The organism is Amycolatopsis sp. cg5, assembly GCF_041346955.1.
Lineage (GTDB): Bacteria > Actinomycetota > Actinomycetes > Mycobacteriales > Pseudonocardiaceae > Amycolatopsis.
Genome location: NZ_CP166849.1, coordinates 1,482,627 through 1,494,917 on the forward strand (window position 1 = coordinate 1,482,627; position 12,291 = coordinate 1,494,917).

Genomic DNA, 12,291 nt, shown 5'->3' on the forward strand with positions numbered 1-12,291 from the left:
AGATTGTTTCATCTTTACGGCAGTCCCCAATAGGGCTTCGCCGGGTTCGTCGTCGGAGCGATGCTCAACTCCGGGTCGGTGCCTTGCGTGGTGATCACCACGTCGGTGCCTGCGGCGAGTGTGAGCTGCAGTGTTCCGTCCGCGTTCTGGGTGAACGGAATTGTTCCACCGCCGGGCAGCGAACGGATTTCGTACGGCCCGCTGAGGCCGCCGGGCGCGATTCGGCACGGTTCACCCGCGAGACTCTTGACCCGGATGAACTGCGTCTTCCCCGCTTTGCGGACCGCGCTGATCAAGAACGCGCCTTCGGTACGGAAGTTGTGCACGCAGGTGTCCGCCCAGGCCGATGGGACGGCGGGAAATACGCGGATCGTGCCACCCCAGCTCTGCACGAGCATGTCGTGCACGGTCTGCGCGCCGGAAAGCGGTGTTTCTATCACCGGACCGGATTCCTTGTACATCGTGTTCGGCTGAATGTATTTGTCCAACAGCGCGGTCAACTGGGTACGAGCCTTGTCGCCGTTCCCGAGCGCCGCGTACATCGAACCGGAGCCCGTGAAGGTGTAGCCCTGCTGTGCGCCGGTGAAACCGAGCCAGCGGTCGAGTGACTTCGTCAGCGCGGTGCGGTTCGCGGCGCTCGTCGTCACGTCGAGCCGGTACAGCGGGTAGAACCACAGCAGATGCGAGTAGTGGCGATGCGAAGACGTCAGCTGTTTGTCGGCGCCGATCCAGAACCCGTTCGCCGCGTCCTGCGGCGGTTTGACCAGATGATCGAGCACGTCCTGCCACTTGGCGGCGAGCGGGTCGTTCAACTCGAGCCGCTTGTTCGCGGCCAGCAGAGTGCCGCAGCCCCAATGGATCAACGCCAGATCGTAGTTGCAGTCCTTTGTGGACGCGTATTCCGGCGAGAACGTCTTGGGCAGGTGATAGACCCCGCCGGAGTCCTTCGCGAGGAAATGGAGATAGTAGTTGATCGCCTTGCGCAGCAACGGGAAAACGAGATCACGCAACACAGAGTCGTCCATGCTGTGCCGGTAGGACAGCCAAGCGTTGTGCAGCGCCCAGGTGAGGTTGCCGACCTCGGGATCGCCGTCGCCACCCGGCTGCGCCGCCGTGCCCGACTTCAGATCCTCCTGCGTGGTCCGCGCGATCGCCATCGAGTCCGACCGGTACTGCGAGGCCACGTTCTGGGCGAGCGCGTCACGTGAGTGGTCGAGTGACTCCGTGAGCGAGTCGAGTTCCGGATGGCTCGTCGCGTTGAGCAGCCAATACTCCAGCTGGACGTTCAGGTTCCACCAGGTGCCCGGCCACGGCGTCGGCTCCAGCCACGGCCCGCAGGTGCCCAGCACCGGCCGGTCCCGCCGGGTCGCGCTCGCGAGCTTGTACAGCTGGATCCAGTAGAAACCCTCCAGCCTCGCGTCCGGAATGGACACGAAACTCTTGGGGTAGAAGGCGTTCCACCAGGCTTGGTGTTCGGCAGCGAGCTGAGCCTCGCTCAGTGCTCCGGCCGCGTCGAGCGTCTGGCCCGTCACCGTGCCCGCGGTCTTGCCGGGGAACGTGTGCGCGACCGTGGCCAGCAAGGTCTTGGTCTTGCCGTCCGGCTCGGCGCGCAGCCGCCATTGCGTGACGGTTTGCCCGCCGACGGCCAGGTTCTGCGTGCAGGTCGTGCCGCTGACCGTCGCCGCCGGATTGGTCTTGAGCCCGGACGGCGCCGGTTTGAAGTCCAGCCGGGGGCTTTTCGCGACGGCGGCGGCGAACGTCCAGGCGACGGCTTCGGACCCGGACTGCACGCTCGCCGAGACGACGAGCACGTCACGCTTGGCGTGCACGTACGCGCGGATCTTGAGCACGCCCTTCGTGGTCGTGATCGTGCCGGTGACCTCGGCGTTCCACAGCGAAAGCCGCAGGTCGACGTCGCTCACGTCGCCGGTCGTCTTGAGCGTGAGGGTGCCGATCGGCAGGCGCGCGGTGCCGAAAAGCGTGCCGCCGGTGCCTTGATGGTCGCGCACGCGGCTGTCACCCAGCTTGAACGAGAGCCGCTTGTCACCGGCCTGGTAGACCGCCGCGCCGAGACCGCCGTTGCCGAGGAACGGGCCCTGGTAGAACGTCGTCGGCACGGATTTCCAGACCGGGTCCAGCGCGCCGAGGTAGCGCGCCCAGTCGACCTTGTCGGTGATCGCCGGCGCGTTCGCCGACGCCATCGGCGGCAGGAAGGCGGTTCCGGCCAGCGCGGCGGCGCCGCCGAACAGGACACGCCTGGTGAAAGGGCTACCGGTCATGGGGCACGCTCCCGGGTGCGAGGAAGGTGGTGGTGTGCAGGCGGAGGTCGCGGGAACCGCCGCCGACGGAGATCTGGTACGCGCCACCGGCGAGCCGCCACCAGTGCGTGGCCGTGTCCCAGTAGGCGAAAGCGCGCTGCGGCAAGGTGAAGCGAACGTGCTGGGTCTGGCCGGGGGAGAGCGTCACCTTCTGGAAGCCCTGCAGTTCCCGTGGTGCTTCCGGGGTGTTCACTGTGGACGGTGAGCCGACGTAGAGCTGCGCGACCTCGGCGCCGGCACGGGTTCCGGTGTTGGTGACGTCGGCGTCGACGGTCACGACGCCATACGGATCCTTGGTGAGCTTGAGATGCGCGTAGTCGAACTTCGTGTACGAAAGCCCGAAGCCGAACGGGAAGAGCGGCGCGATCTTCTTGGCGTCGTAGTGCCGGTAGCCGACGAAGACGCCTTCGGAGTAGTGCGCGGTCCCGTTCGTGCCCGGGTACTGTGCCGGCGTGCTCGCGGGCTGGTCGGCCTCGAACGCGGGGAACGTGACGGGCAGTTTCGCGGACGGGTTGACGTCACCGAACAGCACGTCGGCGACCGCGTTCCCGTCCTCCTCGCCGGGATACCAGGCTTGCAGCAGCGCGGGCACCTGCCGCAGCCATGGCATCAGCACCGGGCCGCCGGTCTTGGCGACCACGACCGTGGCCGGGTTGGCCTTGGCGACCGCGGCGACCAGCGCGTCCTGATCACCGGTCAGTGAGAGATTCGGCCGGTCCTTGCCCTCGGTCTCGGTGTCCTCGACCATGACGATCGCGACGTCGGCGGTCTTCGCCGTCGCCGCGGCCCGGTCGAGGGACGTCCCGTCGTCCGTGATCACGGTGGCGCCCTTGGCTTTGAGGCCGTCGCTGGGCTTGACGGTGTAGAGCGGTTTGACGCGCGAGCTGCCGCCACCGCCGGTCTTGGCCTCGTCCGTGCCGATGAGCGCGATGGACTTGGTCTTGCCGAGTGGAAGCAGCGCCCGCTCGTTCTTGAGCAGGACCATGCCCGCGGCGGCGAGTTCGCGGGCGACCTTGCCGTGCTCGGCCGCGGGGATCGGGGTGATCGACGGCGTGCGGTCGAACAGGCCGAACTCGATCATCTTGGTGTAGCGGCGCACCAGTTTTTCGTCCAGCGTGGCGATCTTGATCGTCCCGTCGGCGAGCGCGGCCTTGATCGCCTGGGGATTGAAGTACTTGTCGGTCGGCGTCTCGAGGTCGAGTCCGCCGTTGACGGACGGCGCAGTGCTGTGCACCGCGCCGAAGTCCGAGAAGACGAACCCGTCGAAACCCCATTCCCGCTTGAGGATCTGGTTCAGCACCAACGGGTTCTCGCAGTTGAACGTGCCGTTGATCTTCGGATAGGCGCACATCACCGAGCCGACGGCGGCGTCCTTCACCGACGCCTCGAACGCGGGCAGGTAGATCTCGCGCATAGTGCGCTCGTCGATGTCGTTGTTGATGGTGAAGCGGCTCGCCTCTTGGTTGTTGCCGAAGAAATGCTTGACGTTCGCGATCACCTTGCGTGCCTGGATGCCTTGGATGTCGTGCACCGCGAACTGGCTCGCGAGATACGGATCTTCGCCGTACGCCTCGAAATTGCGCCCGTTGACCGGCACGCGCGCGATGTTGACCGTCGGCCCTTCGAGCACGTTCCGGCCGACCGAAAGCGTTTCGGCGCCCTCGATGTCGCCGTACCGGCGTGCCTGCTCGACGTCCCAGGACGCGGCGAGCGCGAGCGGCGCGGGCAGCGCGGTCGCCTCCGGCTGGACGAGCCCGCCGGTGCTGACCCCGGCCGGACCGTTGGTGAGCAGCAGTTTCGGGATGCCGAGCCGCTCGACGGCGGGCACCGTGCGGTACTCGGTGTCGGTCTTGATGCCCGCGAGCTGCGCGATCTTCTCGTCCAGTGTCAGCTGGGCGACGAGTTCCTTCGCGCGTTGACGGGGCGTTTCGACGGCGCCGGCGGACGTCAGCAAGGTGGTCGTGAGCAGTAGGGCGGCGACGATGGGGAAAGCTTTCCGCATCAAAGACTCCTCGGGTTCAGACATCCGAGGTTTAGTCCGCGATTTCTGCTATGTCAACGCATTGCTTCGCTCACTGGGATAATACGTCTGATGAATGTCTCGTCAGCGTCCAGGCGGTGAGTGCGGTCGCCACCAGCCCGCCCGCGCCGGCGATGATGAGCGTGGCACTGGCGCTGGTCAGATCCAGCAGCAGCCCGCCCGCGAGATAGGAGAACGCGGCCGCCGCCCCGATGGCGCCGTGGAAGTTCCCGAACACCCGGCCCAGCAGTTCGCCGGGCACTTTGCGCTGGATCAGAGTGTTCGCGCCGACATCCATCGCGGCGATCCCGAATCCCCGCACGGTCTGCAGCACGAACGCGGCGCCCACCGCCCACGCGAGCCCGCTGAGCAGATTGCCGACACTGCTCACGGCCAGTCCCATGATCAGCCAGACGACCATCTGAAGCTTCGGCGAAACCTTGCTCAGCAGCGCGTAGCCCGCCAGCAGCCCGATGCCCACCCCGGCGAGCAACAACCCGGCCGCCGTCTGCCCGCCGCCCAGATCCTTGGCGAGGAACACCAGCGCGACGTCGTCGACCCCGTTGAACGCGACCACCGCACAGAAACCGACCACGATCGCCCTGATCGCGGGCGCCTTCGCGAGATACCGCAAGCCCGCCTTCGCGTCACCGAGGAACGTCTCCTGGGTCTCGCGGGCTTCCATGCGCGGCAACAGGGCGAGCAGGGCGGCTGAGACCAGGAAGGTCACAGCATCGACGAGCAGCACCCCGCGAATTCCGAGCAGGGGAAAGAGAAGTCCCGCGCCGAGCGGACCGAGCGCTTCGGCGCCGTTCGTCCCGAACCCGAGCCGTGAGTTCGCCCGCTCCAGGTCCTTGTCGTCGACGAGCGCGGGCATCGCCGCCCGCGACGCGGGCTGGAAGATCTGCCCGGCCACCGCCCGCAGGCCGACCAGCACGAGCAGCAAGGGCAACGACGGCAACGCGAACGCGATCACCGCGACCAGCGCGCCCTGCGCCAGATCGCACGCGATCATCACCCGTTTGAGATCGAAGCGGTCGCTGATCGTCCCGGTGAGCGGGCTGAGCAACGCGGGCGCGAAGTCCCCGACCAGCAGCAGCAAGGCCACGGCCAGCGCCTCGCCGGTCGTGGCGGCGACGTGCAGCATCAGCGCGACCAGGCTGAGCGAGTCCCCGAGGAACGAGATCGTCCGCGCACCCAGCAGCGCCCTGAACGGGCCGTTCCCCAGCATTCGGCCGACCCTAGCGGCCCGTTCGCGCCCGCGCCCGCGATTAACGTCGTGAGTGGTACGGCCGGTTCTAACCGGCCATACCACTCACGAGTCCTTAGTCCAGTGCGGGCTCGGCGAGCCGGGCCGCGGCCGGGATTTCCGGTCCACGCGGCGGAATGGCGTCACCCTTCGCCGGGTCGACCGCGCGCAGCGAGCCGTCGGCCGCCTTCTGCGCGATCGCCAGCATCGACGCGAGCGCGTCCTGGATCTGCGCCTGCTCCCGCGAGTCCATGGCGCTCAGCTCGATCAGCACACTTCCGCTGCCGCGCAGTCCATAAGCGTTGCGCGCGATTCCCTCGTAATCCCCGCCGGGATACTGCGAGACGTTCCCGCCGCGCCCGTTGATCGACTGCTGCGCGACCACGGCGATCTGCTTCGCGAAGTCGACGTCGGCCTTCTTCACGCCCGCGTTCGTCGGCCACAGCACGGAGGCGGTGATCTCCTTGCCGTCAGCGTCCCGATACCGGCCCTGCATGTGGTAATCGACCATGATCTCGGGCTTGAACGCCGCGTAGCGCCGCTGCACCAGCCCGGATTCGGTGGCCGGATTGAGTTCCGGCGGGACGCTGGGGTTGTGATAGCGGTTGAGGTCGTAGCCCTTGCCGTGCTCGCCGTACTCCGGGAACGCCTCGGGGTCGTAGTTGTAGCGCCAGTCGTGCTCGTGGCCGTCCGGGTTCGCGCGCACCACGATGTCGACGGTCACCTTGGACCGCAGCCAGCGCTGCCACGGGCTGTGGCCGACACCCACCTTCCGCAGGAATTCCAGCGCGGCTGGCGTGCCGAGCGGCTCGTCACCGTGCTGCTGCGTCACGTACTGGACGCGCACCTTCCCGTGGCCGACGCGCGCGCCCCAGACCGGACGGCCCTGGTTGGACTTGCCGAGCTTGGTGACGTCGACCTCGCCGAGGCTCAGCCACTCCAAAGCCTGCAGCTCACGGGCCAGTTTCGCGGTGCTGGGCCGCGGGTCGAGGCGGTGGCCGTCCGGCGTGGCCCGCGCGGGCACGGTGCCGAGCGTCAGCGCGAGCGCGGCCGCGGACAGTACGGTGACGAATTGCCGCTTTCGGATCATAGTGCGCAGTTTGCCGACCGGCCCGGTTCGTCACAAGGTGCATTCGGCGGTGCGCGTTTCCGTCACCGCGGCTCACGGACGGTGACGCGTGCTCGGCTTTGAGTGTCCACAATGGATTCGCGTGGTTCGTCGGATGATACGACTGATGGACACGGGGTGGCGTCACGGCCGGTTAGTTTGTACCTTAGTTCATGACTTAGACGAACGGAGTCGCCGTGGACGCCCGCCAGCTCGAATACTTCGTCACGGTCGCGGAAGAGCTCAGTTTCACCCGCGCCGCAAGGAGATTGTTCACCGTGCAGTCCACGGTGTCGATGGCCATCCGAGCACTCGAAACCGATCTCAAGGCCACTTTGTTCGACCGCTCGACCAGGCGGGTCGCGCTTTCGCCCGCGGGCAGCGCGCTGCTGCCCGAGGCCAAGGCCGCGCTCGCCGCGCTGGAACGCGCTCGCAACGTCGTCCAGGAGGCTTCCACCGGCCTGCGCGGCAGGCTCCGCGTCGGCACCATGACCAGCGTCGGCCTGGTCGACCTGCCGGACCTCTTCGGCGCGTTCCACGAGCGCTATCCGCTGGTCGACGTGCACCTCGCGGCCAGCCCGACCGGTTCGACCGGTCTCGCCGACGACCTGCGGCACGGCAGGCTGGACGTCGCGCTGCTCGCGTTGCCGCTGGACGACCTGGACGGGCTCGAAGCGCGGCCGCTGCTCACCGCGCCGTACTCCGTGCACCTGCCGCCGGGGCACCGGTTCGCCGCGCGCGAGGGCGTCACCCTCGCCGAACTGGCCGCCGAGAAGTTCATCGACCTGCCGCAGGGCTTCGGCAACCGGGTGACGGTCGACCGAGCCTTCCACACCGCCGGGTCACCGCGCCGCGTCGCCATCGAGGTGCCGGACCGCGCCGCCGTCCCCGCCTACGTCAAGGCGGGCCTGGGCGTCGCGCTCCTGCCCAGCATCGGCCCCGACGACCCGGACGTCGCCGTGGTCCCGCTCGCCGGCACCACGTTGACCTGGACACTGTCCGTCGCGACGCTGGCCGGTTTACGGCCCGCTCCCGCCGTGCGCGCGCTGCTCGGCCTGGTCAAGTACGTCGCCGACGCGGCGAAGGCCGAGCCGGGCGTCAGTCCTGCAGCCGCTCACACGTGATCGGCAGGTCGCGGACGCGCTTGCCGGTGGCGTTGAACACCGCGTTGGCCACCGCGCCCGCGACCCCGACGATGCCCAGCTCACCGATCCCGCGCGCGCCGAGCGGCGAGATCAGGGGATCGGGGATGTCGAGGAACCGCACGTCGAGCTCGGGAATGTCGGCGTTGACCGGCACCAGGTAACCGGCCAGGTTGGCGTTGGCGATCCGGCCGGTCGGCTCCAGCCGCATGTCCTCGAGCAGCGCGGCGCCGATGCCCATGATCACCCCGCCCATGATCTGGTTGCGCGCCGCCTTGGCGTTCACGATCCGCCCCGCGTCCAGCACCGAGACCACCCGCGAGACCCTCGGCTCCCTGGTGCGCCGATGCACCCGCACCTCGACGAAATGCGCTCCGAACGACATGAACTGGTGTGTCGTGTCCGGGTTCTTCGGTGACGTCGCCGTCGCTTCGACCTCGGCCATGTTCAGCGAGGTCAGCAGGCTGCCGAAGGACATCGAAACGCCGTCGGCCTTGACGAACCCGCGCTCGTAGACCGGGTTCTTGCCCTGGAACGGCGGATGCTCGTTCGCCACCTTGAGCAGCTCCGCCTTGACCGCGTCCGCGGTCACCTGCACGGCCGTCCCGTTGCTCGCGGTGGACGCCGAACCGCCCGCGTTCGCGTTGACCGGCGCGGCCGAGTCCCCGAAGTCGGCCACTACCCGCTTCACCGGGATGCCCAGGCTGTCCGCGCCGACGATGCAGTAGACCGTCGCCTGCCCGGTCCCGGAGTCCGAGCCGGTGCCCGAGACCACGGCCGTCCCGTCGGCGCGCAGCCGGATCTTGATCGACGCGGCCCCGCGCCCCGCGGAGAAGAACGCGGTGCCCATGCCCATGCCGACCAGCCAGTCGCCGTCGACGACCGAGCCGGGCACGGGATTGCGCCGCGACCAGCCGAACGTCTCGGCGCCGATCCGGTAGCACTCGTCGAGATGCTTGCTGGAAAACGATTTCTTGCTCGTCGGCGCCACGGTCGCGTTGTTCTTTTGGCGCACCGTGAGTGGGTCCATGCCGAGTTTGAGCGCGAGTTCGTCCAGCGCGGATTCCAGCGCGAACGACCCGGTCGCGTCGGACGGCGCGCGCATGATCGTGGTCGCCGGGCTGTCCAAGGTGACCGTCTTGCGGTTGATTTCGATGTTCGGCGACGCGTAGGTGTTGAGCGAGATGTTCCCCGCGTTCTCCTGGAAGCTGGCGGAGGCGGAGCGGCTCGAAACGCCATCGTGTTTGAGCGCGTTCACCGTGCCGTCGGTCGTGGCGCCGAGCGTGACGACCTGGCTGGAAAACGCGCGATGCCCGACGACGGTGAACAGCTGCTCCCGCGTCAGCACGGTCTTGACCGGCCGTCCGAGCGCGCGGGCGGCCGCCGCGGTCAGCGGGGTGTGCGCCCAGTTCCCCCATTTGCAGCCGAACGCGCCGCCCTGGAACGGGTTGAGCACGTGGATCTTCGCCGCGTCCATGCCGAGCGTCTTCGACATCCGGCTGACCACGAGCGGCGTGCCCTGGGTGGCCGTGTACAGGGTGAGGTGGTCGCCGGTCCACACCGCGACCGTGGCGTGCGGCTCCATCGGATTGTGGTTCTGCGCCGCGGTCGTGTACGTCGCGGTGACCGTGACGGGGCTGGCCGCGATCGCGTCGGCGATCGAGGCGACGCCCGGCGCGAGCACGCCCGCCGTCGGCGAGTTCTTGATCGGGGCCGCGTTCGGCAGCGCCGCGGGGAACGACGCGGCAGGCGGCTTGGCGTCGTAACCCACGGTCACAAGCGAGGCCGCGTCGCGCGCCTGCTCGAAGGTCTCCGCGACGACCAGGCCGATGACCTGGCCGTGGTAGCGCACGTCCACGTCCTGCAGCGGAGGCGTGGACTCGTCGTTCTGGTCGCCGCCGTACGCGAACAGCTTCAGCGGGTTGAACGGGGTGTAGACCGCGAGCACGCCCGGCGCGCTCGCGGCGGCCGCGGTGTCCATCGTGGTGACCGTGCCCAGTCCGATCGTGCTGGTCACGAGGTAGCCGTAAGCGAGCCCGGCGACGTTGTTGTCGGCCGCGTACATCGCGCGCCCGGTGACCTTGAGCCTGGCCTCGAAGCGGTCGATCTCTTTGCCCAGTGGTGAGCTCATCGCAGACCCGCCAATGCCCGTACGATCGTGCTCTTCAGCAGAGTGAGCTTGAAACCGTTGTGCGCCAGTGGCTCAGCACCGTCCACGGCGGACTGTGCGGCCGCTTCGAAGACCTCCAGCGTGGGTGGCTTGCCTTTCAAGCCGGCCTCGACGTTCGGTAGCCGCCAAGGCATCGTGCCGACGCCGCCCACCGCGACGCGGGCGTCGCGGATGCGGTGACCGCGTACGTCGAGCGCCACGGCGGCCGAGCACAACGCGAACTCGTACGACTGCCTGTCGCGGACCTTGACATAGGTCGAGGTCCGCGCCCAGTCCAGCCTGGGCAGGATGAGTTCGGCGATCAGTTCGGACGGCTTGAGCTGGTTTTCGACGTCCGGGGTGGCGCCGGGCAGCCGGTAGAACTCGGCGAGCCGGACAGTCCGTTCGCCCTCGCGGCCGATCAGCCGGACGGACGCGTCGAGCGCCATCAACGCGACCGCCGCGTCGCTCGCGTGGGTGGCGACGCAGGACGTGCTCGTGCCGAGGATCGCGTGCTCGCGGTTGTCCCCGGTCCGCGCCGGGCAGCCGCTGCCGGGCTGTCGTTTGTTGCACGGCGTCGTGACGTCCCGGAAGTAACCGCATCGCGTGCGCTGCAACAGGTTTCCGCCGATACTCGCCATGTTCCTGATCTGCGGGGAAGCGCTTACAGCGAGCGCCTGCGCGAAGACCGGATAATGGCCAGCGATGGTCCGATCGGCGGCCAGGTCGCTCATCCGCTCCAGCGCGCCGATGCGCACGCCGTCGCGGCCGGTCCGGATTCCGCGCAGTGGCAAGGAGTTGATGTCCACCACGTGGTCGGGCCGCAGTACGCCGAGTTTCATCAGATCGACCAGTGTCGTGCCACCGGCGAGGAACGCACCGGTCGACGACGTCGCCTGCCGGATGTCACGAGCGGTCGCGAAGTCGTAGGCGTGCATCAGATCGCCCTTCCGCACGCGCGGGCGTGCTGCACGGCGTCGACGATGTTCGTGTACGCGCCGCATCGGCAGATGTTGCCGGACATCGCCTCGCGGACCTCGTCATCGGTGCGGGCGCGGCCTTCCCGTAGCAGCGCGACGGCCGACATGATCTGCCCCGACGTGCAGAAACCGCACTGGAAACCGTCGCATTCGATGAACGCCTCCTGCACCGGATGCAGTTCGCCGTCGCGCTCCAGCCCTTCGACGGTGGTGACCTTCTTGCCGTCGACCGCGGCGGCGAGCGTCAGGCAGGATAGCACGCGCCTGCCGTCGACATGCACCGTGCACGCGCCGCACTGGCCGCGGTCACAGCCTTTCTTGGTGCCGGTCAGATTCAGCCGTTCGCGCACCGCGTCGAGCAGCGTCACCCTGGGATCGACGCGCAGCGTGCGCGCCGCGCCGTTCACGGTGATCGTGACTTCGACCTCGGCCGGATCACCAGTCGCCTGCGCGGTTTCCTGGCCCGGCACGGCTTCCGCCAAGGACGGCGTCAACGCCAGTCCCGCGGACGCGGCCGCCGCCGAAGTGAAGAAACGGCGCCTGCTCACATGATTTCCGGCTTCTTCGCGAGACATCGGATCCCACCCTTTCGCCGGGATTCAGCGAAGCAGCAGCGGGCTGACGCGTCAATGTCCCGATACTCGGGATTTGACCTCAAGTAATGTGGAGGTTTTACGGTCGGCGCCATGACAACAGGAAACCGGCTGCGGCTGGCGGTCATCATCGGCAGCGTCCGCAAGGGCAGGATCGGCCCGTCCGTGGCGAAGTGGTTCGCCGCGCAGGCGGCGGAGCACGAAGGCTTCGACGTGGATCTCGTCGATCTCGCCGACTACGACCTCCCGGCCGTGCTCACCGACGAACCGTCGCCCGAGGTGGTTGCTTCGCTGAGCGAATTCACCCCGCGCCTGGCGGGCGCGGACGCGTTCGTCGTGGTCACCCCGGAGTACAACCACAGCTATCCCGCGTCGCTCAAATGCGCCATCGACTGGCATTTCACCGAATGGCAGGCCAAACCGATCGGGTTCGTGAGTTATGGCGGAGTGGCGGCGGGCTCGCGCGCGGTCGAGCACCTGCGGCAGGTCTTCGCCGAGCTGCACGCGGTCACGGTGCGCGACACCGTCGGTTTTTCCGGACCGTGGGGGCGGTTCGGTGAGGACGGGACGTTGACCGACCCCGCCGAGGCGAACACCGCGGCGAAGACCTTGCTGGACCAATTGCGCTGGTGGGGTGACGCATTACGGCAAGCGAGGGAAAGGGTTCCTTACCAGGCGTGACGGCGACGGGCATTACGGGCGGATGAACCTCTCGTAATGCCCACCGGCCCC

At 68.2% G+C, this 12,291-nt stretch carries 9 protein-coding genes; 2 read left to right on the top strand and 7 right to left on the bottom strand.

Features of this window, described 5'->3' with window-relative positions; all coding sequences use genetic code 11:
• Window positions 1-14 precede the first annotated feature (14 nt).
• The 4 genes from AB5J62_RS07115 to AB5J62_RS07130 all read right to left on the bottom strand — a co-directional run bounded on the left by AB5J62_RS07115 (window position 15) and on the right by AB5J62_RS07130 (window position 6,677).
• Complete coding sequence (locus tag AB5J62_RS07115; protein WP_370947315.1) at window positions 15-2,279, bottom strand: glycoside hydrolase family 95-like protein; 2,265 nt, start codon at window positions 2,277-2,279, stop codon at window positions 15-17.
• Window positions 2,269-4,320, bottom strand: a complete 2,052-nt coding sequence (locus AB5J62_RS07120; protein ID WP_370947316.1) for a glycoside hydrolase family 3 C-terminal domain-containing protein — start codon at window positions 4,318-4,320, stop codon at window positions 2,269-2,271. The genes AB5J62_RS07115 and AB5J62_RS07120 overlap by 11 nt, the downstream gene beginning before the upstream one ends.
• Before the next feature lie 70 nt (window positions 4,321-4,390).
• A complete protein-coding gene (locus AB5J62_RS07125) occupies window positions 4,391-5,569 on the bottom strand; it encodes an MFS transporter (protein ID WP_370947317.1) in 1,179 nt (392 codons plus the stop codon).
• Between the two features lie 94 nt (window positions 5,570-5,663).
• Window positions 5,664-6,677 (bottom strand): M14 family zinc carboxypeptidase, encoded by a 1,014-nt coding sequence (locus AB5J62_RS07130; protein ID WP_370947318.1) that lies wholly within the window; start codon window positions 6,675-6,677, stop codon window positions 5,664-5,666.
• A gap of 215 nt (window positions 6,678-6,892) precedes the next feature.
• Here AB5J62_RS07130 and AB5J62_RS07135 point away from each other — a divergent pair, with 215 nt between their 5' ends.
• Window positions 6,893-7,819, top strand: a complete 927-nt coding sequence (locus AB5J62_RS07135; RefSeq protein ID WP_370947319.1) for a LysR family transcriptional regulator — start codon at window positions 6,893-6,895, stop codon at window positions 7,817-7,819.
• On the opposite strand, the gene AB5J62_RS07140 is transcribed toward AB5J62_RS07135, so the two are convergent.
• Genes AB5J62_RS07140 through AB5J62_RS07150 form a run of 3 tightly spaced genes read right to left on the bottom strand, consistent with a single transcriptional unit; the run spans window position 7,794 to window position 11,541 of the window.
• Window positions 7,794-9,968: a xanthine dehydrogenase family protein molybdopterin-binding subunit gene (locus AB5J62_RS07140; RefSeq protein WP_370947320.1), complete on the bottom strand. Its 2,175-nt coding sequence runs from the start codon at window positions 9,966-9,968 to the stop codon at window positions 7,794-7,796. The two genes, AB5J62_RS07135 and AB5J62_RS07140, sit on opposite strands and share 26 nt — an antisense overlap.
• Window positions 9,965-10,924, bottom strand: a complete 960-nt coding sequence (locus AB5J62_RS07145; protein WP_370947321.1) for a xanthine dehydrogenase family protein subunit M — start codon at window positions 10,922-10,924, stop codon at window positions 9,965-9,967. The genes AB5J62_RS07140 and AB5J62_RS07145 overlap by 4 nt, the downstream gene beginning before the upstream one ends.
• Window positions 10,924-11,541 (bottom strand): (2Fe-2S)-binding protein, encoded by a 618-nt coding sequence (locus AB5J62_RS07150; RefSeq protein WP_370947322.1) that lies wholly within the window; start codon window positions 11,539-11,541, stop codon window positions 10,924-10,926. The genes AB5J62_RS07145 and AB5J62_RS07150 overlap by 1 nt, the downstream gene beginning before the upstream one ends.
• A gap of 111 nt (window positions 11,542-11,652) precedes the next feature.
• On the opposite strand from AB5J62_RS07150, the gene AB5J62_RS07155 reads away from it, so the two are divergent.
• Entirely contained in the window at window positions 11,653-12,240 is a 588-nt protein-coding gene (locus AB5J62_RS07155) for an NADPH-dependent FMN reductase (RefSeq protein ID WP_370947323.1), read from the top strand.
• Window positions 12,241-12,291: the final 51 nt, after the last annotated feature.

What these genes read in the sequence shown, in the direction of transcription:
- AB5J62_RS07115 (WP_370947315.1), bottom strand. Translation starts at nt 2,279, where the DNA reads ATGACCGGTAGCCCTTTCACCAGGCGTGTCCTGTTCGGCGGCGCCGCC.
- AB5J62_RS07120 (WP_370947316.1), bottom strand. Translation starts at nt 4,320, where the DNA reads ATGCGGAAAGCTTTCCCCATCGTCGCCGCCCTACTGCTCACGACCACC.
- AB5J62_RS07125 (WP_370947317.1), bottom strand. Translation starts at nt 5,569, where the DNA reads ATGCTGGGGAACGGCCCGTTCAGGGCGCTGCTGGGTGCGCGGACGATC.
- AB5J62_RS07130 (WP_370947318.1), bottom strand. Translation starts at nt 6,677, where the DNA reads ATGATCCGAAAGCGGCAATTCGTCACCGTACTGTCCGCGGCCGCGCTC.
- AB5J62_RS07140 (WP_370947320.1), bottom strand. Translation starts at nt 9,968, where the DNA reads ATGAGCTCACCACTGGGCAAAGAGATCGACCGCTTCGAGGCCAGGCTC.
- AB5J62_RS07145 (WP_370947321.1), bottom strand. Translation starts at nt 10,924, where the DNA reads ATGCACGCCTACGACTTCGCGACCGCTCGTGACATCCGGCAGGCGACG.
- AB5J62_RS07150 (WP_370947322.1), bottom strand. Translation starts at nt 11,541, where the DNA reads ATGTCTCGCGAAGAAGCCGGAAATCATGTGAGCAGGCGCCGTTTCTTC.
- AB5J62_RS07155 (WP_370947323.1), top strand. Translation starts at nt 11,653, where the DNA reads ATGACAACAGGAAACCGGCTGCGGCTGGCGGTCATCATCGGCAGCGTC.